The organism is Gillisella taibaishanensis (assembly GCF_001938985.1).
In the GTDB taxonomy this organism is placed as follows: domain Bacteria; phylum Pseudomonadota; class Alphaproteobacteria; order Rhizobiales; family Rhizobiaceae; genus Allorhizobium; species Allorhizobium taibaishanense.
In genome coordinates, this window is the sequence record NZ_MKIN01000021.1 from 284,348 (window position 1) to 309,625 (window position 25,278).

Here is a 25,278-nt window from a genome sequence, read left to right on the forward strand (position 1 = left end):
CCCTTGTGGGGAGGGTCGGGGAGGGGTCATTCCCAACGCCCCTCCCCATCCCCCGATTGATCGAGCGTGAAGAGAATGCCGATGAGTGATGTGCCTGATGGCATTGCCAGCCATGCCCAACCCTATCAAGAGCCCGAACCACAGGCGGCCCGGAAAGCGGGCGGCAACAGTCCGTGGCGGCGCGCATGGCGGCTGCTTGTCCGGGACAAATCAGCGATTGCTGCCGTCTTGGTGCTGCTTGTCATCATCGCGTCGAGCCTGGCGGCTCCGCTTTATGCCTCGTTTATCTCGGGTACCGATCCCTTCCGCTCCAACCTCAGCGGCAAGATGACCATCGATGGCCAGCGGGTGAAGATCATGCAGGCTTCTACCGAAGGCCTAGGTCTCGGCGTCACGCCTGTTGGCCCGACCTTTCGTGGCCCCTATTTTCTGGGCGCTGATAGCCAGGGCCGGGACGTGGCGGCACGGCTGCTCTATGGCGGTCGCAATTCGCTGCTGATTTCCGCCTCAGCTACCCTAATCTGTCTGGTGGTGGCCGCAATCGTCGGGATTTCGGCCGGCTTTTTCGGCGGCGCGACCGATATGGTGCTCTCGCGCATTCTCGATATTCTCTGGGCCTTTCCGGTCTATCTCCTGGCGATATCGCTATCGATCGTGCTGATTTCGCAGGGCATCACCATCGGCCCTATCACCATTAATTCCAGCAGCTTGCTGCTGCCGATCGGCATTATCGGCATCATCTACGTGCCCTATGTCGCGCGGCCTGTGCGCGGCCGGGTGCTGGCGCTGAAGAACAGCGAATTCGTGCTGGCCGCTATCGGCCTCGGCATTCCCAAATGGCGCATCCTTTTCAAGGACATCCTGCCGAATGTCTCGACAACGCTGATCGTCTTCATCCCGCTGATGATGGCGCTCAATATCATCACCGAATCCGCGCTGTCCTTTCTGTCCATCGGCGTGCAGGCGCCGGATGCCAGCTGGGGTACGATCATTCAGGATGGCCAGGGCCTGCTCTATACCCGCCCGCTGGTGGCGCTGGCGCCCGGCATCGCCATCGTGCTCAGCGTTCTCGCGCTCAATGTTCTCGGCGACAGCGTGCGTGACGCGCTCGACCCGCGCACCAAAGTGATTTGAGGAGCCATCAGATGGTCTACGCCCTCATTCAACGGTTCGCCCAGATGATCTTCGTGCTGTTCGGCATCTCGGCGCTGGTCTTTTTGATTTTCTTCGCCACACCGGGTGCCGATCCCGCAGCCCGCATCGCCGGACGCAACGCCTCGCCAGAGACCGTGCAGGCGATCCGCAAGGAGTTCGGCTTCGACCGGCCCTTGCCGGTACAATACGGGATCATGATGAAGCGGCTGTTCATCACCCAGGATCTAGCCTCCTTCGTCAACAGAGGCATGAAGGTCGTGCCGGAAGTGACGGCCGCAGCACCTGTCACCCTTTCGCTTGTCCTAGGGGCCTCCGTGCTCTGGGTGATCGGCGGCATCGCGGTCGGCGTCGTCGCCGCCCTTGCCCGCGACACAGCCCTCGACAGAGGCCTGATGGTGCTGGCGCTGATCGGTGTCTCCATGCCGGTCTACTGGCTGGGCGAAGTGATGAACCTGCTCTCCCAGAACAGGTTTCACGACACGATCTTCTTCTCCTGGGTGCCGGCACTGGGCTACAAGCCGTTCTTCACTGACCCGGTCGGCTGGTTCAAGACGCTGATCATCCCATGGATGACGCTCGCTGCTCTCTATATCGGCATCTATGGCCGGGTGCTGCGCTCAAACCTGGTGGAAGCCTATCAGGAGGATTTCATCCGCACCGCCCGTGCCAAGGGGCTGAGCCCCTCGCGTGTCATGCTGCATCACGCGCTGCGCAACTCGCTCATTCCCTTCGTCACCATGTTCGGCCTTGATTTCGGGGCGCTGGTCGGCGGTTCGGCCCTGCTGACGGAAGTGGTGTTCGGACTGAACGGCGTCGGGCGGCTGACCTATCAGGCGCTGCTCAATCTCGATCTGCCGATGATCATGGGCACTGTCATCTACGCCTCCTTCTTCGTCGTCATCGCCAACGCCCTGGTCGATGTCGTATACGTGCTGATCGATCCACGCGTGAGGGGGAGCTGATCATGACCCAGATAGACCAACCCCTGCTGCTCGACGTCAACGGCCTCAGCGTTTCCTTCGCCACCGACCGTGGCTATGTACGGGCCGTGCGCGACGTGTCGTTTTCGGTGCGTGAAGGCGAAATCCTGTCGATCGTCGGCGAATCCGGCTCCGGCAAGTCGGTGACGCTGCAGTCCTTGCTCGGCCTGCACGATCCGAAAACCACCCGCGTCGACGGTACGGTTGCCTTTCGTGGCCAGCGCATCCTCGAAATGTCGGCCCGGCAGATGCGCCGGCTGCGCGGCAAGGAAATCGGCCTGATTTCTCAAGACCCGATGACGGCGCTGAACCCGGTAAAAACGATCGGCTGGCAGATTGCCGAACAGATCCGCGCACACGAGCCTGTTTCAGCGCGCGCCGCGCGGCTGCGGGCCATAGAGCTCCTGGGCGAAGTCGGCCTCTCCAATCCCGGCGAGGCAGTGGACCGCTATCCGCATCAATTGTCCGGCGGCATGCGCCAGCGCGTCGTCATCGCCATGGCGCTGTCCTGCAGCCCGGCGCTATTGGTTGCGGACGAGCCGACCACGGCGCTTGATGTTACGGTGCAGGCGCAGGTGCTGGATTTGCTGATCCGGTTGCGCAAGGATTTTGGCTCGGCCATCATCCTCATCACCCATGACATGGGCGTGGTCGCCGAAGTCGCGGATCGGGTGGCGGTGATGTATGCGGGCCGCATCGTCGAGCGCGGCACCACAGACCAGATCTTTTCCGCGCCCATGCATCCCTATAGCTGGGGCCTGATGGCGTCGATCCCGCCGCTGTCAGGGCCACGCCTCGACCGGCTGAAATCTATTCCCGGCATGCCACCGACACCCGACAGCTTGACGGAAGGCTGCGGCTTTGCCGCCCGCTGCGCCTTTGCGCGTGCGGCATGTGCCGAGCACCCGCCCCTGCGCCGCCAGGACGGCCAAGCTGCCCTTTGCGTGCTTGAGGACGGCGAGCGCGAAACGCTCCGCCAGGAAATTTTGCCGCTGGAGACCATGGCATGAGCGATAGATCCACCACCGCCCCCCTGCTCTCCACCAAGGCGCTGACCAAGACCTTTACCGTCGGCAAGACCATGCGTCCCGGCTCCGGAAAGCTGCTGCGCGCCGTCGAGGAAATCAGTCTTGACGTCTATCCCCGCGAAACGCTTGGCCTGGTCGGCGAATCCGGTTCCGGCAAATCGACACTCGGCCGATGCCTGACGAGGCTTTATGACGTCAGCGGCGGCGAATTGCATTTCGACGGCGAGGACATCACCAAAGCCAAGGGGCAGAGCCTAACCTCCGTGCGCCGGCGCATGCAGATGATCTTCCAGGACCCATCCGCCTCGCTCAATCCGCGTCGCCGGGTGCGCGACATGCTGGGCGAAGTCCTGCGCGTTCACAAGATCCGCGAAGGCAAGGCCGTCGAGGATCGGCTGGCCGAACTGATGGATCTCGTCGGTCTGCGCCGCGACTACCTCGATCGCTATCCGCATGAGTTTTCCGGCGGTCAACGCCAGCGGATCGGCATTGCCCGGGCGCTGGCCGTCGAGCCGAAAATGATCGTCGCCGACGAACCGGTCTCGGCGCTCGATGTATCCGTGCAGGCGCAGATCGTCAATCTGTTCAGCGACCTGCGCGACCGCCTCGACCTCACCTACGTCTTCATCGCCCATGATCTTGCCGTTGTGCGGCAGGTGTCGACGCGGGTGGCGGTGATGTATCTCGGTTCCATCGTGGAGATCGGCGAGACCGACGCGCTCTATGCCAAGCCAAGCCACCCCTATAGTCAGGCGCTATTGTCCGCCATTCCGCAGCCGCACAAGCGGGATCGGCGCGAGCGCATCCTGCTGTCGGGCGAAATCCCGAGCCCACTCAATCCGCCGCAAGGCTGCAAATTCTCCACCCGCTGTCCTTATGCCAAGGACGTCTGCCGTTCCCTTCGACCGCCACTGATCCCGGTGTCGGGCGAGCGGAAAGTCGCCTGCCATTTCCCGCTGGATTGAGCCGAAAACCGGCTCCCATTTTTCGGTCCGATGCTTGAGGAGGACGCCCATGTGCATTGCCTGCAACCATACCATCCACCGTGCCCAGCACCATCTGGGCTGGAATCGCGATTTCGAACCGGCGCTGGTCGCAAAGCCCGGCGAGACGATCCTGTTTGAATGCATGGATTCCTCAGGCGGCCAGATCGGCGCCGATGCAACGCTGGAGACGCTGGCCGCGCTGGACTTCGCCCGGATCAATCCTGTCTCCGGCCCTGTCTACATAGAGGGCGCCATGCCGGGCGATGTCGTCAAGGTGACGCTGCGTAAGTTCCATCCGTCAGGCTTCGGCTGGACCGCGAATATTCCGGGTTTCGGCCTGCTGGCTGATCAGTTCAAGGACCCGGCACTGCATCTGTGGCATTACGACGCCCAGTCGCTGACCCCGGCGCTCTACGGCCCAGGCGGCAAGGTACCGCTGAAACCCTTTGCCGGAACGATTGGGCTGGCACCGGCCGAGCCCGGCCTGCATTCCATCGTGCCGCCGCGCCGGGTCGGCGGCAATCTCGATATCCGCGATCTGTCGGCCGGCGTGACGCTCTATCTTCCCGTCGAAGTCGAGGGTGGCCTGTTTTCCGTTGGCGATACCCATGCCGCCCAAGGCGATGGCGAGGTCTGCGGCACGGCCATCGAAAGCCGGATGGATGTGGAATTGACGCTGGATCTCGTCAAGGGCATGGCTCTGCAGAGCCCGCGCTTTACCGTCACCGAACCGGTGACCCGCCATCTCGACGGCGCCGGCTACGAGGTCACGACCGGTATCGGCCCAGATCTTATGACCGGTGCCCGTGAAGCGGTGATGCGCATGGTGGACCTTCTCGCCGCCGACCACGGGCTATCGCCAGTCGATGCCTACCTGCTATGCTCGGTCTGCGGCGATCTGCGCATCAGCGAAATCGTTGACATGCCGAACTGGGTCGTCAGCTTTTATTTCCCGCGCATCGTGTTTGCCTGATGCTTCCACGGCGGGGCAAGAACAAGCGTTCTCGCCCCAGGACCTTATCACAGCGAGGTCAATAGCTTACCGCCTTGTTCTAAGCTGTCGCAGCTGCCGGCATATTCGTAAGGGAAGACCGAGAAGGCACGGTTTTCCTTATAGAGCATGTCGACCACTTCGATGAGGCGGGAGACATCCTCGGCTTCCGGCAGGAAGTCGGTCGGATAGATCCAGTGGAAAATTCGCTTCAGGCAATAGCCGAGCCAGCCCGAGCCATCCGGCAGGGAGGCGGGCATGCCACCGGCATTGGCAACGGCAAACTGGATGCAGCATGCGGCGGCATTCAGGTTGCAATAGCGATCGGTGAGCGCGTAGAAATTGGCGCTATTGGCGAAGGCGCGGCCCAACCGACCATTTTCCTCACGCCTCACAGCATCCAGCTTGACGATTTCGTCCATGACGCGCTCGGCAAGCGCAAACTCCTGATCGCTGACCAGCGGTTTCAGCTTGGTCAGCGCGTCCGCAAGACCGGACAGCCCGATATCGTCGCCGTTGGCGGACAGGCCGAGCTTGCCCCAGAGCGGCGGGCCGACCGGGCGGCGGATGTCGTAGATCTCGTCCAGCATCTCGCGCCGCGCCGCATCGAAAGGCTCGTTACGTGCCTTCAGCGCCTTGGCCAATGCCAATTCCATCTGGTTGCCAACCACCCGCATGTTGACGAAGCTGTTGCCGTCAATCAGGCCGTTCATGCCGAAATCCCGCAGCAATTTCTGGAACATGCCCTGGCCAAAGCCGGACCGCAGATAATAACGGGCGCCGATCAATGCCGCCAAGCTCTGAAGCGATTACTCCAGCCGCTTCGGCACAAGATATTTTACAATCGATGAGTAGAGGAAGAGCTGCCTTGGCAGGACCTGCAACAGCCGGGTCGAGGACGCTACAAGGATTTCCGAAATCATCAGGTCGGCATAGACATCGGCGATCTGACGGCGGCTGACGGGCAGTTCGATCAGCTTCTGCCCACCGGCAAGCTGGCGATTGGCGGCAAAACCATAGGCCAGGCGCAGGCCGGTATCGACAGGACCGAGGCTCATGGCGGCAACGCCGAGGCGCAAGGTCTGCTGGGTCTTCAGCGCCACTTCCAGCCCGGCCCCTTCCCGGCCGAGCGCTTGGCTAACGGGCACCATCGCATCCTCGTAGCGCACGCCGCCCAGCGGCAGGCCGCGCACGCCGTAGAGCGGCTCATTCGGAGTGATCCGGTAATTCTTACGGTCGAGTTGGCTGCGGTCAACAATCAGCATCGTGTGGGAGGCAGGCGAGATGGTCTCGTCGGTGCGGGCATGAACCAGCATGGCCCCGGCGCGGTCAGCAAAGCCAATTGGCCATTTCTCACCATTGACCCGGTAAAAATCACCCTCGCGCTCGGCGCTGACCTGATTGGTCAAAAGAAAGCTGCCGTGGCGGCCCTCACTCAAGCCCCAGGACATCGAGCCGCCTGATACAACGAACTTGCCGTAATGACGGATCTGTTCCTCGTTGCCGCAAGCGATAATCGCGAGGTAGCCGATAAAGGGCAGCACTGAGACAGCCGACAGCGTCAGGTCGCGGCGCGCCAGCGCCCGGTACATCTGGGCAGATTCCGGAAAGGAAAACATCATGCCGCCGATACCCTCGGGCACCAGCCAGCGGCTTACGCCCTCGCCGGCCAAGGCATCGTAGGGACCGACCGGAAAGCGCTCGGCCTCGTCATCGACCATGATCTCGGTCACGGAGACCGGCGAACTCGGGTCCCAGGGATCGCCCAAAGCGAGGTCGAGCTGCCGCAAGGTCTGCATGACCTCGGCCGAGCCTTTTTTCTTGACGTCCGGAAACAGCATAAGAACTCCTAATCAAAATTATCGCATAAAACCTTGGCATGGCCCGAAAGGGCCATCTGAAAAGCATCTCATGAAAGAGTGCCTGGCGGTGACGGACAGAGGAACCAACCCATCACCGCCAGGCGGACACGAGGCAGACAGATGCAAACGCATCGGGCCTTCGTATCAAACCGCAAGCCGCTGTTCTCCCTCGCCTAACGCGGCGTCGCCTGTGCAGAAGCGTTCGAGCGCGGTCCAGCCTTGTTCAAAATACCGATCTTCGCCCGAGAACTGATAGCGGTCTTCGGCCAGGAGGCGTTGCAGCATATAAGGCAGCAGCGCGTCGCCGCCTTCGGCCAGCGCCGTCAGCGTGCAACAGGAAACGCCGTAGAGCCTCGCAAATTGGGCACCGGCATTGACCGCTTCCGGCCGCTCACCTTGTCTAAGCGCCAAGAGCGCCATCATCCCCTCTTCCAGTGCGGTCAGGCGGGTTTCCGCCTGCTGCAGGGCTGAGACCACATCGTCGGCGCCCGGGAAGACGGAGGCAAAGCGGCTATGCAAACCGGGCAGCAGATCCGTCAGCGGCTCGCCGGCTCGGTTGACCATCGGCACTTTCGACAGCGCCATTGGCGGGCAAGGCGTTGCCGGCGAAAGCTCGCTGCGCAACTGGGAAAACAGCGCATCGGCCAGGGTCGGCTCCAGCTTGGTGCGGCGCTTGGCAAGGCTCGGCAATTGATTGGCGAGAATGCCGAGATTGACCTGCGGATTGATGTCCATGTACTGCGCCACCTCAGCGTCGCGCCGCCATTTTTGCAGGATTGCCGTCACAGGCTCGTCCGCCAGAACGGAGCGAGCACCAAGAGCCGCCATCAGGCTCTCAAAGATCCTGGTGCTGAATTCCTGGGCGATCTGCTTGGCAACGGCCGCAGCCACTGGAAAATGCTGCGGCCGGAAAGAAGCAAAGCGTGCCGCCGAGCGGGCGACGGCATCCATTACCCGGTAATCGGCATAGGCCCCCGCGAGCAGCATTTTCTGGTGCGGATGGCCGCCATTGTCCTGCCCGACGATTTCGGCCTGCACGAGCTTCAGCGCATTCTCGCAGGGTCCGAGCATGGCGCCTATCGACAGCAGCTTGATGACGGATTCCGCCCGGAATACCAGCTCGATCCCCTCGCCCTCGCCGCCGATGCGGTTGGCGGCGTTGACGCAGACCAGATCGAGATCGACATCGGCAACATCGATGCCACGCATGCCTGTCAGTTCGGCTCTCGGATGCGGCTGGGTGGATTCGAACTGCGGCTGGCGGTCGACCATGAACAGCGAGAAGGCCGCCGGGCCATCGGCGCCGGTCCTGGCCAGCAGCACCAGCGCCCGTCCCCGCTCCGCCTGGCCCACAAGCCATTTGCGGCCGTTGACGATGTACCAATCCGTTTCGCCCTGGCGCTCGGCCGTCGTTGCATTGCGCATCAGGTCGCTGCGGATGCCGGGCTCGTTGACGGCAAGACCAACGGTCTGGCCGGCGAGCAGCCAGTTCGACAGCATCTGGCGCTGGGCCTCGCTGCCGGCGATGTCGAGCACGGAAATCGAGCCGATCGAATACATCATCCGTGGCATGAGCGAGGGATTGCGCCCGGCCAGAAGCCGGGCGAGGCTGAGAATGGCTTCCAGATCGACCAGTTCCCCGCCGGTGTGCCAGGCGGCGGGGATGAGTTGGCGCACAAAGCCGGTGGCGTCCAGCGCCGCCGCCTGCTGGTCGAGACGGTCGCCGACAAGGTCAGCCTTGACGGCGGTTGCGTAGGAAAACGGCTGCTCGTCCTGCAGGGGATCGCCGAGCACGGCCTGCAACTTGTCGAAATAGCTATCGGTTCTGGTCATAGCGGCGCGATCTCGTAGGATAGAGGGGTCGGGAACCGAATGCCGGCCATGGCGAGCCAGTGCAGCCGGGTTTCAAACGCCGCGCCCTGCAGCAGGTGAAGGGCGACATCCACCACATGCCGGCCTTCCGGCTGCTCCAGATAAGAGCCGGCGGTCCAGTCGTTGAAGTCACCGATCGCCGGTCCGCTCCAGATCTGGTAATCCATCTGCCGGCTCTCGTCGCCGGCATTGGCCCAATGGGAGGCCTTGCCAAGATAGGCACGGAATACCAGCGCCATCTTGCGCTTCGGATCGGCCTCGGCTTCGGTGACCTGTTTCGGGTCGCGGCCGATGAAATAATCGGCGGTCATCTGCCAGACTTCGGCGAGGCTCTGCTTGAACAGCTTCTGCTCCAGCTCCTGCACGACAGATGCGGGCAGTGCCTCAAGACTGTCATAGCGGCGATAGAGATCGTAGAGCATTTTGGCACGGCTGGCGAACAACGTGCCGCGCTTCAAAACCTGCAATTCCACCCCGAGCTCGAACATGTCGGCAGCCGGCGCCATGGTCGTGTCGGCAAAGCTGCATTTGGCAAGCAGTGCGCGTACCGCCGGCGATGAGCCGGATTCCTGGCAGGCCTGGTTGACCGAGCCGGTCACGATATAGGCAGCACCCGCCGCAAAGGCGGCGGCAACTGCCTTGGGCGAGCCGAGACCCCCGCCGACGCCAATACGGATCGGCCTGGCATAACCGTTCTTCGCTGCCACCCGTTCGGCCTGCCGCAGCAGGATCGGCAGCAGCACGACCAGCGGTCTGCGGTCGGTATGGCCGCCGGAATCGGCCTCGGCGGTAATGTCGTCGGCCATCGGCACCAGCCGCGCAAGCTCGGCCTGTTCGGCCGTGATCGCGCCTTGGGCCAGTAGCTTGGCAAGCACGGCTTCGGACGCCGGCTCCATGAACACGGAGGCGACTTCCGGGCGCGAAACCTTGGCAATCAGCCGGTGGGCGACCACAATCGCGCCGTCTGCCGTGCGCGATAGTCCGAGTGCCCGGTAGCGCACCAGTGCTGGCGTCATGCCCATGAAGGCCGAGGCTTCGACAATGGTGACGCCGTAGCGCAGGAGAATATCGATCAACCCGTTTTCCATGGCCGGTTCGCTCGGGCTATGGATCAGGTTGACGGCAAACGGTGCGCCATTGACGGCAGAGGTGATCTTGGCAAGCGCCTTGTCCACCTGTTCCAGCCGCACGCCACCGGCGCCGTAGCTTGCCAAGAGCCCTTGGTTTGCCAGTGCGATCACCAGATCGGCAGAGGCGATGCCATTGGCCATGGCGCCGGCCATATAGGGATAGCGCACGCCGTAATCTCTGAGAAAGGCGGGATTGCCGAGCCCACTCGCCGGCAGCGCCGGATAGTGGCAGAGCGTGGCGACCCCTGCCGGTACCGGATCGATGGCCCCGGTCACGCCCAGCTTTGCGCCATCGCTGACGATGGAGCCGGGCCGGTCGAGCTGCTGCAAGTGTCGGCGGATGGAGACGGCATCCCAGACGATGGCGGGAATGGCGTCCTTGTCGTGAATTCGTGCATTGATCGTCATCACATATCCTCCTAGGCAGCCTTGATGGAAATGCTCATCGACAAGGCTTCGTAGATACGCAGCCGGTCGTTGAACAAATCGGTATCGGCGATCACCACCAAGCCCTGGTCCTCGCGGCGGATTTCCTTGATATGCACTTCGAGATTCATGTGCTTGTCGGTGCGCTGCAACTGGCCGCGGTAGCGCCAGACAACAGGCACGCCGACGGCGATGCCAAAGCGCGGGTTTTCGATGCCCGCATCAAGGCCGGCGCGGATTGCGAACAACTGCATGGATTGCAGGATTGCCTCCAGGCCGAGCGAACCGGGCATGACCGGATCGCGGTGGAAGTGGTTGGTGAAATACCACTCGCCGGCATGGATCGCCCGCTCGCCCTTGACATAGCCCAGCCCGAACTTGCCGCCTTCGCGGGCAATCGTCGCCTTGTGGAGCAGGCGGAAGCGATGGCCGGGCGGCAGGCGCCAATAAGGCTTGTCCTGACTGCCCTCGAACAGACCGGCGGAGGTCGGGTTTAGGAGATCGATCTCTTCGGTCTTGGCGCCGTTGTCCTCCAGCCAGAAGCGGCTGAGCTTGCCCTGGTCGAGGCCAAGCTGGTTTTCCAGTGCTTTCGCCGTGAAGTAACCGAAGGAGGACTGGCCCTGGTAGAAAGGCTGACCATCGACCTTCAGATTGAAGTCGAAACTCTGCAGGATCGAATCCGGCACCAAGGCATTGCTGAGCAGTTTCTGGCTGTGGCGGATCGTCGTGCCGCGCACATCGGGATCGGAGAGATAGACCGCCGTGCCATCGAGATTGCGGATCGAATATTCCCGGTCAGGATATTTCAGTGTCGGTCCCAGCGCATAGCCATTGAGGATTGCCGCCTGCAGCGCCGATTCCAGCACCACGAAATTCGGAATGTGCGGGTGGCTGTTCTCCTTGAAATACCAGCTGTCGGCGGCGGCATCGTATTCCGTATCCATGACGGCGCCGACCTTGATGTCGTTGCGCTTGCCCGTCGTTTCCAGGCAGCGGTCGACGAACTGGAAGCAGCCGTTCGGGATATGCGGTCCCCGCAGCTTTTCGCCATAGATGGCAAATTCCGGCCCGAGACCTATGCGCAGCTCGCCCTTGGCGGCGTGATGCATGCTGAGTTCGTTCAACACCACCTTTTCGCCGTCCTTAGTCTTGCGGCCGCTGAACCAGTTGGGGTCGCCGAAGCTGGGCTCGATAGATGCGCCGGGCTTTTCCACGACCTGCAGGCCGAGATTGTGCAGCCGCACCAGTGCCTTGCCCTCGTCGTCATAGACGATCACGTCTGCAACCACGTAAGGCCGGGGCAGCAGGCCGCTTTCCTGGATATAGAGCTTGTAATGCACTTTCTTGATCGCGCCCGGGATGTCGCGCGGCACGGTGATATGGCTGCGGGCCGTGATCTGCATGGACCGGTCGGTGACGGGCTCGAAGACGCCATCGGCAAAGCAATGGTGCATGCCATTGGCGATCAGATAGACCTTGAGCAGCTGGGTGGCACCTTCTGCGACCAGCGAACCCGGCACGACCGGATCGTCGACAAAATGGGCGTTGTAATACCAGCCAGTGGCATCAAAGCTCTTCTCGGCCTCGACCACATAATGCTCGCCCTGCCAGGAGCCCAGATTGGTGACCCGGTCGACCATTAGCAGCATTTCCGGCGGCAGGGCGATCGAGGTGCCGCTTTCGGGATGTTGGAACCGGAGGCCGAACACATCGGCGATCCTGCCCTCGGACAGCGCGACGAGATCGGCTTTCTCCAGCGTCTCACGGCTGCGCGGCAGGAGCGGCTTGACCAGTTCCAAGGGGGCTGCCGGAGCCTGCTTGATCAGCACACCACCATTGGCCTTAAGCTCGTCCGGGGAGAAAAAGCCGGCACAACCGTTCTTCAGTTCGAACAGCTTTTCGCTGCCGACATAGGCGTCATAGCTGAAGAAGAAGACAAGACCATCGCCCTGCCAGACGAAGCGCTCGATGACGATGTCGAAGCGCAGCGTATCACCGGCACGTGGCAGCCGGCCCATGAACTTCAACTGGCCATCGAGAAGCCGGTATTTGCGCACGCCCTTGTTCTTGAAATCGATGCCGAGCAGTGCCACCAGCAGCAGCACCGCCTGTCCGGATTCCGAGGCAACGCCGGGAGACATCTGGCCGTCAGTGAGATACCAGGCATCAGCAGGAATATCGTATTCCGTCACCATCGAGCAGCGTTCGTATTTACCGAATTCCGCCGTGGTGCTGATAACGCGGGAGACGAAGAAATAGGGTGGCGCCGGCAGCCGGACCCGCACCGGATTGGCATCGATCGAGGCAAATTGCGGGCCGAGGACATCGGCAACCTTGCCGGTCGCGTAGGTCAGCAGGTCTTGTTCGTCGAACAGCCAGCCTTTGTCCTGCTTTTCGCTCCGCGCTACGGCCGCTGCCTGAGCAACCGGTACAGGCGCGACCGGAGCCGGAGGCACTACCACCGGGCTTGCCGCAACGGGTGCCGGACGCGGCCGCTCGATTTCCACCACGGGTGCTGCGTCGATGGTCGGGCCCTTGGCCGTGCTGCGGCGTTCGCCGATAGCGACGGTGGAGGCGGTTGCGTGCTGGCGCCAGAGGCTGACCAGATCGGACTGAGTTTGCAGGAAAGTCTGGTGGCCGAGCCGCTGGCGCTGCAGGAAGGCTTCCACGGCCTGTGCAATGCGCTCGGACTGATCCTGGCTGACGGTGGTGTTCTTGGCCATGACGGGGTGTTCCGCTTCGACAGAGTTCAGGGAAAGGGGGACGAGAGCCGGCGCAGCCGTGGCCGGCTCAAGGGCTAGATCAGCGTCAACCGCGTAAGCATCGAGCGGTGCTTCGATCTCGGCAGCAGCCTCGACGTGCGCTGGCATCTGGATGTCCGGCAAAGCCACGGTTTCCACAGGCAGATCGGCACCGGCATGATCAGGGGCGCCAACCGGTGCAGTCGTCGACAGACCAGCGGCCAGGAAGGCCGGTGTTGGGCCCCAGACCACCGAAGGGATCGTCGGGGCGTTAGGCTGGCTTGCCGTCGCAACTGTAATGGGCCTCACTGTCAGAGGCCTTGCGGTTTCGCTGGCCGTGGCATGCAGCGGCTTGCCGCCCGGTTGCAGGCTGATGACGGTCTTTGAGCGAGGAGCCGGCTCCGCCGGGACAAGGCTTGTGAGATCGACGACAACGCCGTGCGACACCAGCCGCGCCAAGGCCGCCAGCAGGCTGCGGCCATCTTCGGCCCCGCGCTGGTTGAGATTGATCGACAGATGATCGCGTCCGGCAAGGCAAGCGCCAACCCAGCGGGCGCAGGTGGCGGACGGGCCGCATTCGATGAAGATGCGGTAGCCGTCATCATAGGCCTTGTCGACCAACCGGGCAAAATCCACCTGCTGGCACATGACATCGGTAATGGTGCGCGACAGGCCCTCGCGGCTGAAATCGCTCATCAGTCCATAGGTCGATGTCGTGTAGAGCTGCAGCCCCTCAGGCGGCGCGAAGGTCGGATGATCGTGCAGGGCCGAGATATGATCCGCCACCCGCCGCAGCAACGGCACATGCAGCACATGCGAGACCGGACTGCGATAGGCGGCATAACCGGCAAGCTGCTTGACCACGGCACTGACGCCATCAGGCAGGCCGGCAATCATCACTTCCTTCAGTCCGTTGACATGCGTCACGAACACATCCGTGCGCGCATCGACCGCAGCCCGGACCTCTTCGACCGGCGCCAGCAACACATGCGCCGCCCAGACCTTGGTGTCACGCACATCCGCCGGCAGGTCGAAACTGTCGCGCACCACCTGGCGTGGGCCGCCGATGAAGGTTTCAAACAGTGGCAGATCGTTGCGCATCCCATGCTGATCGATCGGCCAAATGCCGTTGGCGAAGAGCATGCTGACTTCGCCCATGGAATAACCGAGCGCGCCTTCAGCCCGCACGCCGAAGCGCTCCCGCAGCAGCGCCGTGTAGATCAGCGCGAAGCCGACGCCGGTCTTCATCATTGCAGCGATATCCTGCTGCATGCCCTCTTCGGCCTGCATCAGCCGCGTCGTCGTGTCCTGACCCGGCTTGTGGCGAGGATAAAGCTGGTCGTGGCAGAGCACACCCGCCGGATCTTCGACGGTCGTCTCAAAAGCCCTCAAACTGTCGGGGTAATGACGCAGCAACGTGCGGCCGAGATGCGGGAAGCTGTTGAAACCGCCGGGATACATGAAGGCGATTTTGCCAGCATTGCCGAGCGGTTTGTCGGTGAAATAGCTGCCGGCCGGGGTCTGGAATTCGGCGCCAGAGCTGTCGCGCAGGAATTTCTGCGCCTGGCGTGCCTCGGTGAGCAGATGCACGCCGTCGCGGCCAGAAAGTACCAGCACTCGCCCCTGCGGACCAACGCCGCCTTGCGCGCCTTGACGCCGAAGCGCGTCCACCTGCAAGGCTTGCCAGGCCGCGCCCTGTTCAAGCGCGGCGATCACCGTATCGAGCACCGCAGACAGCGCCGCACGGCTTTCGGCCATAACAGGCAGGAAGGGCGGCAAATCGGTTTCCGGCTGGCGCACCACCTCGGCGCTTGCCTCCGTCAACCGGAAGGCGGCGTAACTGCCGAACGGGCCGACCGCGCCAACGCCGGCGCTTAAAGGTCGGCTTCGTTCCGCGCGCAACCACGGCACACTCTCCGCCAGAAGCCCGAGACCGGCCTGATCGACCGCCGTGACCAATTCGCTGTTGGCCAGCGCCTCCAGCCAAGTGGGCGGTGTCGCAGGCAGATAGCGACCGGAGAGGCAAAGTGCTGCGCGGATCAGCGCCGCCATCGGCTGGGCAACCTTACAGTGGCCGCTGACATGCTCGACACCGCTGACGACAGCACCGGGCGCATGTGACGCAACCGCCACCAGTTCCGCGCCAAGGCCGCCGACCCTGCCGGCCATGTCGATGAGATCGAGCCGGTAGCCATCGGCAATGGCGCCGAGCGCTACCCCTGCCGCATCGCCGGCACTGGAGTGGCTGATGGCGATCCGGTCGAGCACGGCGTAAGGGGCCGCCGTGGCTTCGACATTTGCCGGTGCCAAAACGATCGCACCAGCGCCGTCGCCAAGCGAGATCGAGGCATCAGGCGTTCCGGCCTGTTCCAGAGCATAGGCCTCTAGCCCGGCATTGAGATCGACAGCCACCACAAGGGCGGCTTCCGCCTTGCCGTCGGCCATCATCAGGCCGGCCTGTTCCACTGCATAGGCAACGCCAAGCATACCTGCCGACAGAGTGAAGACCGGGCCGGTGAAATTCCACTGCGAGGCGATGCGGCTGGCACAGATATTGCCGATATAGCTGGTGATTTCAGTCGAACGCAGCGGCCCGAGCACGGCGCTCTTGCAGGCCTCGATCAGTGCCTGACGCTCGCCGGCATCGAGTTCGACACCCTGGCGAGCCAGCGCCTTGTCGATCCAGTCAGGCACCAGGGTGCGGCCACGACGCAGATGGGCGCTGAGGTCGAGTTCCAATACCACGAGCACGGCAACGGGCCGGGCCGCGCGCTTTTCGCCAACCTGGCCGAAGCCGGCATCGATCAGCGCCTCATTAGCCACCTTCAGCACGAGACCTTGCTGGGCATTGAAAGCCTCGGTCTCGGCGGGCGGAATGCGGTTGCGCAGGAAATCGATGTCATAGCTGTCGATGCAGGCCTGCGGCGGGGCGCTATCGGCTGAGGGCGCACCGCGCCAGCGGCGGCTGGACGGTGCAGACCAGGCAGGGTTCCCGCCAAAAGAGGCTGCCTCGAAGGCTTTGAGGCTGGCAGCACCTCCATAATGAGCGGCCATGCCTCGGATTTCGAGCGGCGGCGGCTGCAGCGCACCGTCTGCGGGCGCAGCATGGCTGGTCCGGTCGTCGGAGACGACCATATGCGCATTGGTGCCGCCGAAACCGAAGGCGGAAATCGCAGCGCGGCGCTGACCGACCGGCGTCGGCCAAGCCTGGTTTTCGACCACCAGTTGGCGTTCCATGCCCGGCGCTTCGATGCTCTGTTGCACCTGGCCAACGCCCGGCGTGGCCGGGATCGTGCCTTCCTGCATGGCCAGGATGACCTTGGCGAGACTGCTCATGCCTGCCACGGTCAGCAGGTGACCGACATTGGCCTTGACGGAGCCGATCAGCGGAAAATGCTGCGCATCGGCGCCGAAGAAGCGTTGCAGCGAGGTCAGTTCCGTGCGGTCGCCGAGTGGCGTGCCGGTTGCGTGGCATTCGACATAGTCGATTTCGCTAGGCTGCACCGTGGTGCGGGCATAGGCGCGCTGATAGGCAAGACGCTGACCATCGGCGTTGGGCACCAGCATATGCTGGCCCGTGCCGTCATTGGAGAGGCCGACGCTCTCAATGATCGCCAGGATGCGGTCGCCATCGCGCAGCGCATCGTCCAGCCGGCGCAGCACCACGACGCTTGCCCCTTGGCCGGTGACAATGCCGTCCGACCTGTTGTCGAAAGGCTGGCTGACGCCGTTGTTGGGGAAGGCCCCAAGGTCGCCGAAGGAGACATGGATCAGCCAGGGGTCTGGCAAGCAGATGCCGCCGGCCAGCATCGCATCCGCCTGGCCGCTGCGCAGATAGGCGGAGGCGAGTTCGATGGCATAAAGCGAGGAAGAGCAGGCCGCATCGAGGCTGAAGCTCGGGCCGCCGAGCGACAGACCGCGCGTGACGGAATGGATGCCGTCCGCGCTCAGTACGCCATGCTCGGCTTTCGGCGGATGCAAGGCATTGTCCGTCAGTGCGCCCTGCGCAAGGCCAAAGCCTTCTTCGAGACCGGCAGCCAACTCCCGTTCCCATACCGGCACGACCGCATTGTTGGAGGCGAAGGTCGGGAAGGTGTAATTGCCGAGCACCAGACCGACGCGGCCAAGATCGACCCGCTCGCCGAGCTGGCTTTCCTGGAGTGCCTCCTGCGCCACCCGGCGGGCGAGCTGCCAGGGCAGGTCCAGCTGCCAGGAGCGGCCATCGGTTTCGCCGGTCGCTGCGGCCACGTCGCCGATCAAGGTGTCGAGATCAATGAAGCCGCCGCGGCGCCAGCGCACCTGATCGACATCGGCAAGATTGTCTTCAAGAAAGAACGGATCGATCCTGAAGTCCTGGACCCCGCCCGTGGAGCGGGAGTCCTGTTTTGCGAGAAGATTGCGCCAATAGCTATCGAGGTCGTTGGCACCCGGAAAGCAGAGCGACAGGGCAGTGATGGCGATCCGGCTCATTTGACGGCCTCGATGGTCTTGGTCGTTTCGGACGCCGGGGCCTCGTTATGCTTCACAGTGGTGGCCACCAACTGCAGCTGGGTGCGGCCGGCAAGGTCGAAGCCAGTCAGATCCCAATCCAGTTCCTGGCTGCGGTTGGCCTTGAGGCGGGCGGCGATCAGCCAATCCGCACCGGGCTCTGGCTTGGTAACGAGGCCTGCCGTGGACAGTCGCATTGGCAGGCTGGCGCTGCCTGCCTCGAGCCTGGTGGCGGCCAACGCCACCTGCAGCACAGCATCACCGGCAACCGCATCGAAGAGACCGCTGTCGGCAAAGCCGTTGCGGGAGGCGCTCAGGCCCACCGGCGGCTGGCTGACGCGGAACAGATAGTTGCCGTCGTCAAGCTTGCGATAGGTGTGTAGCAGTTGCAGGCTCTCGCCGTGGAACAGCGTACCGTCGCTGTAGAAGCCAGCGGCTGAGACCGCGTTATCGAGCGAAGGCAGGGGCTGGCCCGGCAGCGGCGGTGTGAAGGCGGCCTTTCGCATCAGGACATTCTCGGCCTTGTAGCGCGGCCGGCCCGAGGCATCGGTGAGCATCACGTCGAGCCGCGCAGCCTCTGTCGTTTCAGGCCGCAGGGCACTGAGCGACAGTTCGAATTCCCCGCGCCAATCCTTATTGATCACAAGGCCGCTGAGGACGCTGAACCGATCGAAGCCGCTGAAGCTCCAGCCGGGCAGGAGGTTTTCCAGCCCTTCGGCCACGAGCCCCAGCACGAAGGCGGCAGGCACGACCGGATTGCCCTTGATCTGGTGGGCGTCGAGCAGAACCGAGTCCTTCCAGAGGGTACCGCTCAGCGACAGCTTTCGCGGCTCCTGCGGCAGATCGGCCAGCGGCACGAAGCGGGCATTGATCGGCTTCAGGCCGCCCACCAGAACCGCGCCGGTCGAAGGCAGCGGCATGGCGGTCTCCTTGGCGAAGAACTGACCACCGACATCACGGGGAATGATCGGTACGCCGCGCTTCATGAAGATCTCGCGGATTTCAGGTGTAACCATGCCGCCGAGCCACGGACCCCAGTTGATCGCCCGCACATCTGTTCCCTTGGTCGACTGGCTGGCCGCGAAGCGGTTCAGCATGTCATTGGCCATGGCATAGTCGGCCTGTCCCGGATTGCCGAACAGGCCGGCGACCGAGGAGAATAGCACCACCCGGTGGAAAGGCTTGTCCGCCAGCGCCTTGATGAGGCCGGCAAGGCCGAAGATCTTCGGGGTGAAGACCCGGTCCATGTCGGCGATCTTCTTCTGGGCAATCGCCGCATCGGCAAGCGCGCCGGCGCCATGCACGAGGCTGATCTTCTTGGCGTTGACGATCTCAGGATGCGCGCCGAGGCTGGCAATGGCGGGCGAGGAAATGTCGAGCGACAGATAGCTTGCCTGGCTGCCGAGCTTTTCGAGCGCTGCGAGCAGTTCGCGGATTTCCCGGCCGGCAAGCACGCCGCGCACCGTCTGATCGATCAGCTTCGGCGTGACCGGAGCCGATCCTTCCCGCAGCGCAACGAGGGCAGCCCCCTTCAGCTGGGCATCGGTGGCAAGGCCGGCGGCCCAGGCCGGCTCAGCCTCAAGGGCAGAACGGCCAAGCAGCAGGAAGCGGCGGGGACCGCTGGCGGCCAGCGCCATGACGCAATCGGCCGTGACACCCCGGGCACCGCCGGTGACGATGAACAATTCATCGGGATCAGCAACAATCTGGGCATCGCTGGACGAGATGACGTCGATGGTCGGTTTCCAGCGGCTATGACCATCCAGGCCAATTTCGGTCGTTCCATGGCGGGCATCGAACAGTTCCTGGACCAGCAGATCGGCGGCAGCGGCATCGTCGATACTGGGGGCGATATCCACGGCACGGGCAAAGACCGGCGGCGCTTCGGCGGCGAAGGTTTTAACAAGACCGGAGAGTGCACCGGCGGCAACAGTTGCAAGGCTGCCATTGTGGTAACCGAGACCGCCATCCATCCGCGACAGGGTCACGAACAGCGTGCGCCCTTCGATGGCACGGGCCGTCAGCGACGTGATCGACAGCTTTGCCAGCGTCAGCAGCCGCTTCAGCCATTGCACGGAGGCGTCGCTTTCGGCAGCCGGAAGCGCATTGTCAATGGTCTTCGGATGGACATATATCACGCCATCGAAGGGGCCTTGCTCTTCGAATTGCTGCTTGAGTTCGGCCTCGTCCTTGCCGGCAACCAGCTGCTGGGCATTCTTGGCGGCCTTGCCTTCAAAGCGCAGCCAGACGGCATCGACACCCTTGTTTTTCAGGGTCTTTTGCAGAGACTGGATCAGCACGTCGTCCCGACCCGTGATCAGCAGCTTGGCGCCCTTGCGGAAAGGCTCCGGCAGCAGCAGATCGAGCGGCGCCGGGACCAGCGTGACGACGCCACGGCCGATCAGGTCGTCTTCTTCCTCAGCGGCAGCGGCCGGCTGTGTGGCAAGCGGTGCGGCGGAGGTTTCTGCTCCAGTACCCGCTTCGGCAAGCGCCAGGATCTGGGCCAGCGTGCGCAGTTCGCCCATGCGGTCAGGAGAGAGTTCCGCCATCTGCGGCAGGCGCTCCTTCAGCGAGCCTAGGATTTCCACCCGTTTGATCGAGTCGATGCCGAGATCCGCTTCAAGATCCATGTTGAGATCGATCACATCGGTCGGATAACCGGTCTTCTCGCTGACAACAGCGAGAAGCGCTTCACGCACGGCCCCGGCGGGTAGACCGGCAGGAGCGTTAACGGCGGAAACCGGAGCCGATGCAACAGGCGCGGCGACAACTGCCGGGGCTGCTGCAGGAGCAGAACCGTCACTGGCAAGGGCTAGGATTTGGCCCAATGTGCGCAACTCGGCCATACGATCGGGAGACAGCTCCGCCATCTGCGGCAGGCGTTCCTTCAACGAGCCGAGGATTTCCACGCGCTTGATCGAGTCAATCCCGAGATCGGCTTCCAGATCCATGTCGAGGTCGATCACGTCGGCCGGGTAACCGGTCTTTTCGCTGACGACGGCAAGCAGGGCTTCCCGCACTGCCCCAACGGGAGCGCTGGCAGCGGCGGCCGGAGCCGGAGCGCTGGCAGCGGCGGCCGGAGCCGGAGCGCTGTAAGCAGCGACTGGGGCAGCCGGCGCCGATGAACCGACGAGGTCAAGGATCTGGGCCAGTGTGCGCAGCTCGCCCATGCGATCGGGAGACAGCTCCGCCATCTGCGGCAGACGCTCCTTCAGCGCGCCGAGAATTTCCACACGCTTGATCGAGTCGATGCCGAGATCGGCTTCAAGATCCATGTCGAGATCGATGACATCGGAGGGATAGCCGGTCTTTTCGCTGACCACGGCAAGCAGGGCTTCGCGGACCGCACCGGCGGAAGCGCCGGTCGCAGCAGCAGCAACCGGGGCGCTGGCGGCCGGAGCAGAGGAGCCGACGAGATCGAGGATCTGAGCCAGTGTGCGCAGCTCGCCCATGCGGTCAGGAGACAGCTCGGCCATTTGCGGCAGGCGCTCCTTCAACGAGCCGAGGATTTCCACACGCTTGATCGAGTCGATCCCGAGATCGGCTTCCAGGTCCATGTCGAGATCGATGACATCGGTCGGGTAACCGGTCTTCTCGCTGACGACGGCGAGAAGCGCCTCACGGGTGGCTCCGGCCGCAACAGCTGGGGCGGTCGCCGCCGGCGGTGGGGCTTTGGATGCAGCGACGGGCTGCGCGGCCGGATGGGAGGGAACCGAAATCGGGGCTGCAGCAGGTGCTGCGACCGATCCGGCCAGTTCGAGGATCTGGGCCAGCGTTCGCAGCTCGCCCATGCGGTCAGGAGACAGCTCGGCCATCTGCGGCAGGCGTTCCTTCAACGAGCCGAGGATTTCGACACGCTTGATCGAGTCGATGCCAAGATCGGCTTCCAGGTCCATATCGAGATCAATGACTTCGGCAGGGTAGCCGGTCTTTTCACTGACGACAGCGAGAAGCGCATCGCGAACCGACGCTTGGCTCGCAGCAGATGGGGCGGTGGCGACCACAGGAGCCGTCACCACCGGTTTCGGCGCAGCGACAACGGGCGCTGCGACAGGGGCGGCAGCGACCGGCTTTAGTGGCACAGGAACAGGTCCGGGAACCGGGGCTGCCGGCGCCTTGGCCTGCACCGGCGTTGCCAGCGGAGCGGCTTGAGCCGCCGGAGCCGCATGGGCAACGGCGGATTCGATCAGCCGCTTGACCGGCTCCCGCACCGGCTCGTGCTCCACGGTGCGCACGTGGGCAGCCGGTAGATCACCACCCAGAAACAGGCTCGGCAGACTGCGCATGAATTCGCGGTGCGTGAGATTGGTCTCGGCGTGGATTTCACCGAGCACATCGACATGGGCGGCGGTCAGGTCGCCGGCATTGTGCATCAGCGCCTGCAAGGTGTTTTGCTCGAATTTCAGATACTCGCGGTGCAACTCGCCATTCGAGCGGGCAAGTTCGGCCACGAGATCGCCACCGCCGAAGGCCAGGGAAGGCGGGTGCGACGCTTCGGTTTTCGAGAAAGTCATGGTTTTCTCCGCGAGTGAGGACCCGGCGGCTGGCGCCACCATGGAAACGGTAACCGGCACGGTGGAGGAAGGAGCCGAGACGGCAGCGGCAGGCTTGAGCGCGGCAGGTGCTGCAACCTTTTCCACGACCTTGTCGACAGCAACCTTTGCAGCCGCGGCGGCTGGACGTGGCGCTGGCGGCGCTACCGGGCTGGCGGGGACGGCGACCGGGGCAGCAGCGGCCGCGGCGACCGGTTTCGCCGCCGGCTGTGCGACGACGACAGGATTGGCGAGCGCCTTGGCAAAGGCGTCTTTCCGGGTCGGCGAGACATAGTTGACACCGATCAGATTGATCTCACCCTTTTTGGCCGGGCCGTCGATGGCAACCGGCACGGTCACCGGATTGGCAAGTGCCACACCGGCAACCGCGAGATCGACGACGGCTTCAATAAGCGCGGCATCGCTGCGCTCCGGCTGTCCCTGGTCGAGCGCCACGGTCAGATACGGACGGTCGCCGAGGATATCCGAGGCCATTTTGGAAAGCGTTGAGCGCGGGCCAAATTCCACGAAGATCCTGACGCCATCGGCGTACATCTGTTCGATGATGTCGATGAATTCCACCGGCTCGCGCAGCTGGCCCTTGAGTTGGGCCGCGACCTCTGCCGGCTCTGCGGCGTAAGGCTTGCCGTTGCGGTTGGCATAGACAGGGATCTGCGGTGCGGCAAAGCCGATCTGGTCGATGGCGGCGGCAAAGGTGGCAACGGCCCCTTCCACCTGCGGCGTGTGGAAGGCACCGGCAACATTCAGCCTGACGAAGCCGATGGAAGCAGCCTTCAGCGCTGCCTCGAACTGCTCGATGGCCTCGACCGTACCGCCGACCACGGTCTGCTTGGGCGTGTTGAGATTGCAGAAATGGACACTGCCCTTGGTGGCGGCGATCAAGTCTTGCAGCGCTGCGCGGCTGGCCTTGACCGCCGTCATCGTGCTGGCGCCATCGCCGGTTACAGCCGCCATGGCATCGCCACGCGCCTTGGCAAGTGCCGTGAAATCCGCATCGCTCAGCGCGCCGGAGGCCCAAAGCGCCGTCAACTCGCCAAAGCTATGGCCGGCGGCGGCATCGAGCTTCAGACCAAGGTCCTGCAACCAGCGATAATGGCCAGCCGAAAGCGCGCCGATAGCGGTCTGGGCATATTGCGTGCGCCGCAGCGCCTGCTCCTGCTGCTTGCGCTCGGCATCGTCATAGGCCGGGATCGGGTACATCACCCGGCTGAGCGGCGCGGCTCCATCCTTGGCAAACAGCGCATCAGCTGCGCCAACGAAATCCCGCAGTGCGGAAATGCCAACCGAAGCCATGCGGCCCATATTCGGATGCTGCGAGCCCTGGCCGGCAAACAAACCGCCAAGCTTGACACCGGCAAGCGCTGCCGGGCGGAAGGAAATGCCCTTCGGGTGACGCCAGGCGTCGGTTGCCGGGCGGCTCTTCAACAGCTGGATTGCCTCGCGCAGCTGAGCCACGCGAACAGTCTCATCGCCGGCGACGAAACCGAGGCGCGGCTGATTGGCCGGAGCCTGACTTTCGAACGGCCAGGCGGCCTCGCCCGTTGCAGTCAAAAGTGCCTCGCAGCGGGTGATCAGCCCGGCGACATCGGCAGCGGTCAGCAGTACCGGACGGGGCAGAACGGTGCGCAGTTTCGGCTGTTTGACGGTCTGTGGCGCCTCTTCAAGCACGAGATGGAAATTGGTGCCGCCGAAGCCAAAGGCGCTGACGCCAACCCGGCGCTTGCCGGTCTTCGGATCGCGAAACCAGGGCCGGGACATGGAATTCAGATAGAGCGCGGTATCCTGCAGGCCGAGCTTCGGGTCCGGCTTGTTGATGTTGATGGTCGGAGGCAATACGCCATGCTGCAGGGCCAGCGCAGCCTTGATGGCAGACGCGGCACCGGCAGCAGCCTTGGTATGACCGATCTGCGACTTGACCGATCCGAGCGCGATCGGCGAGGAGGTGCCATCGGTCTGCCAACCATTGAGGAAGGCCTTGATGCCCTCGACTTCGGTGGCGTCGCCGACCGCCGTGCCGGTACCATGCGCTTCCCACAGATCGACGTCATGGGGCGAAATGCCGGCCTGCTGGTAGGCGCGTTGCAACGCCTTGACCTGACCTGCGGCGCGCGGAGCGTAAATGCTCTTGAAGCGGCCGTCGCTGCCCGAGCCAAGGCCTTTGATAACCGCATAGACCTGATCGCCATCGCGCTCGGCATCTTCCAGCCGCTTCAGCAGCATCATGCCCATGCCTTCGCCGATCAGCGTGCCATCTGCGTTCTCGTCGAAAGGCGAAATCACCCCCTTCTTGCTGAAGGCGGGCGTCTTGGAAAAGCACATATACATCAGGATGGTGTTTTCGGCGTCGCAGCCGCCGGTCAGCATCATGTCGGCGCGGCCGCTATGCAGCTCGTCGATCGCCATGCGCATCGCCGCCAGCGAACTGGCGCAGGCCGCATCGACCGTGCAATTGATGCCGCCAAGGTCGAAGCGGTTGGCAACGCGCCCGGCAACGACATTGCCGAGCATGCCCGGGAAGGAGTTTTCCTCCCAGGGCGCATAGGCCAGCTTCAGCGTCTCAACGATATCGTCGATCTGGGCCTGGGAGAGACCTCGGCTTTCCAGCACTTTCTGCCAAAGCGGATATTGCAGGCGCGAGGTGAGCGGCGTCACCAGGGAATTGGCACCGGTGATGCCGAGCACGACGCCGGTTTTGTCGCGGTTCAGTTTGGTGTGATCGTAGCCGGCGTCGAGAAAGGTCTGCTTGGCTACGCTGAGGCTAAGGATCTGCAGGATGTCGGTGACGTCAAGCTGGGTCGGCGGCAGGCCGAATTCGACGGGACTAAACGCCGTCTCCGGAATGAAGCCGCCCCGGCGGGCATAGGTCTTATCCGGGGTGGACGGATCGGGGTCGTAATAATCGGAAATCTTCCAATGGGTCTCCGGAACATCCTTCAGGCAATCCCGGCCCCTGACAATATTGTTCCAGTATTCATCGGCATTCTTGGCTTCGGGAAAAAGTGCTCCGACACCAACAATCGCGATGGGAGAAAAAGCCTCGTGTGTGCGCTGGGAAAACCCGTCCAT

The 25,278-nt window shown here is 63.4% G+C and carries 11 protein-coding genes; 5 read left to right on the plus strand and 6 right to left on the minus strand.

The window, feature by feature from the left end; genetic code table 11:
- Positions 1-81 precede the first annotated feature (81 nt).
- From BJF91_RS08575 to BJF91_RS08595, 5 genes are read left to right on the plus strand one after another with little or no spacing between them, the layout of a single operon-like run.
- Positions 82-1,134: an ABC transporter permease gene (locus tag BJF91_RS08575; RefSeq protein ID WP_139310635.1), complete on the plus strand. Its 1,053-nt coding sequence runs from the start codon at positions 82-84 to the stop codon at positions 1,132-1,134.
- 11 nt (positions 1,135-1,145) lie between these two features.
- On the plus strand, positions 1,146-2,117 hold the full coding sequence (locus BJF91_RS08580; protein ID WP_075614076.1) for an ABC transporter permease: 972 nt from the start codon (positions 1,146-1,148) through the stop codon (positions 2,115-2,117).
- Between the two features lie 2 nt (positions 2,118-2,119).
- Positions 2,120-3,145 carry an ABC transporter ATP-binding protein gene (locus tag BJF91_RS08585; protein ID WP_075614077.1) on the plus strand — a complete coding sequence of 342 codons (1,026 nt, stop codon included), beginning with the start codon at positions 2,120-2,122 and terminating at the stop codon, positions 3,143-3,145.
- A complete protein-coding gene (locus tag BJF91_RS08590) occupies positions 3,142-4,128 on the plus strand; it encodes an ABC transporter ATP-binding protein (RefSeq protein ID WP_075614078.1) in 987 nt (328 codons plus the stop codon). The genes BJF91_RS08585 and BJF91_RS08590 overlap by 4 nt, the downstream gene beginning before the upstream one ends.
- Positions 4,129-4,177: 49 nt before the next feature.
- Positions 4,178-5,122 carry an acetamidase/formamidase family protein gene (locus tag BJF91_RS08595; RefSeq protein WP_075614079.1) on the plus strand — a complete coding sequence of 315 codons (945 nt, stop codon included), beginning with the start codon at positions 4,178-4,180 and terminating at the stop codon, positions 5,120-5,122.
- A 47-nt stretch (positions 5,123-5,169) separates the two neighbouring features.
- Here BJF91_RS08595 and BJF91_RS08600 read toward each other — a convergent pair whose 3' ends face one another.
- The 6 genes from BJF91_RS08600 to BJF91_RS08625 form a co-directional block, all read right to left on the minus strand.
- On the minus strand, positions 5,170-5,937 hold the full coding sequence (locus tag BJF91_RS08600; RefSeq protein WP_139310636.1) for a hypothetical protein: 768 nt from the start codon (positions 5,935-5,937) through the stop codon (positions 5,170-5,172).
- Between the two features lie 12 nt (positions 5,938-5,949).
- A complete protein-coding gene (locus BJF91_RS08605) occupies positions 5,950-6,981 on the minus strand; it encodes an acyl-CoA dehydrogenase family protein (protein ID WP_075614081.1) in 1,032 nt (343 codons plus the stop codon).
- A 165-nt stretch (positions 6,982-7,146) separates the two neighbouring features.
- A complete protein-coding gene (locus BJF91_RS08610; protein ID WP_075614082.1) occupies positions 7,147-8,835 on the minus strand; it encodes an acyl-CoA dehydrogenase family protein in 1,689 nt (562 codons plus the stop codon).
- Positions 8,832-10,412 carry a PfaD family polyunsaturated fatty acid/polyketide biosynthesis protein gene (locus tag BJF91_RS08615; protein ID WP_075614083.1) on the minus strand — a complete coding sequence of 527 codons (1,581 nt, stop codon included), beginning with the start codon at positions 10,410-10,412 and terminating at the stop codon, positions 8,832-8,834. Before BJF91_RS08615 ends, BJF91_RS08610 begins: the two co-directional genes overlap by 4 nt.
- 11 nt (positions 10,413-10,423) lie before the next feature.
- Entirely contained in the window at positions 10,424-17,641 is a 7,218-nt protein-coding gene (locus BJF91_RS08620) for a beta-ketoacyl synthase N-terminal-like domain-containing protein (RefSeq protein WP_075614084.1), read from the minus strand.
- A complete protein-coding gene (locus tag BJF91_RS08625; RefSeq protein WP_075614085.1) occupies positions 17,638-25,278 on the minus strand; it encodes a type I polyketide synthase in 7,641 nt (2,546 codons plus the stop codon). Before BJF91_RS08625 ends, BJF91_RS08620 begins: the two co-directional genes overlap by 4 nt.

Coding starts and splice junctions, on each gene's coding strand:
- BJF91_RS08575 (WP_139310635.1), top strand. CDS start 82: ATGAGTGATGTGCCTGATGGCATTGCCAGCCATGCCCAACCCTATCAA.
- BJF91_RS08580 (WP_075614076.1), top strand. CDS start 1,146: ATGGTCTACGCCCTCATTCAACGGTTCGCCCAGATGATCTTCGTGCTG.
- BJF91_RS08585 (WP_075614077.1), top strand. CDS start 2,120: ATGACCCAGATAGACCAACCCCTGCTGCTCGACGTCAACGGCCTCAGC.
- BJF91_RS08590 (WP_075614078.1), top strand. CDS start 3,142: ATGAGCGATAGATCCACCACCGCCCCCCTGCTCTCCACCAAGGCGCTG.
- BJF91_RS08595 (WP_075614079.1), top strand. CDS start 4,178: ATGTGCATTGCCTGCAACCATACCATCCACCGTGCCCAGCACCATCTG.
- BJF91_RS08605 (WP_075614081.1), bottom strand. CDS start 6,981: ATGCTGTTTCCGGACGTCAAGAAAAAAGGCTCGGCCGAGGTCATGCAG.
- BJF91_RS08610 (WP_075614082.1), bottom strand. CDS start 8,835: ATGACCAGAACCGATAGCTATTTCGACAAGTTGCAGGCCGTGCTCGGC.
- BJF91_RS08615 (WP_075614083.1), bottom strand. CDS start 10,412: ATGACGATCAATGCACGAATTCACGACAAGGACGCCATTCCCGCCATC.
- BJF91_RS08620 (WP_075614084.1), bottom strand. CDS start 17,641: ATGAGCCGGATCGCCATCACTGCCCTGTCGCTCTGCTTTCCGGGTGCC.
- BJF91_RS08625 (WP_075614085.1), bottom strand. CDS start 25,278: ATGGACGGGTTTTCCCAGCGCACACACGAGGCTTTTTCTCCCATCGCG.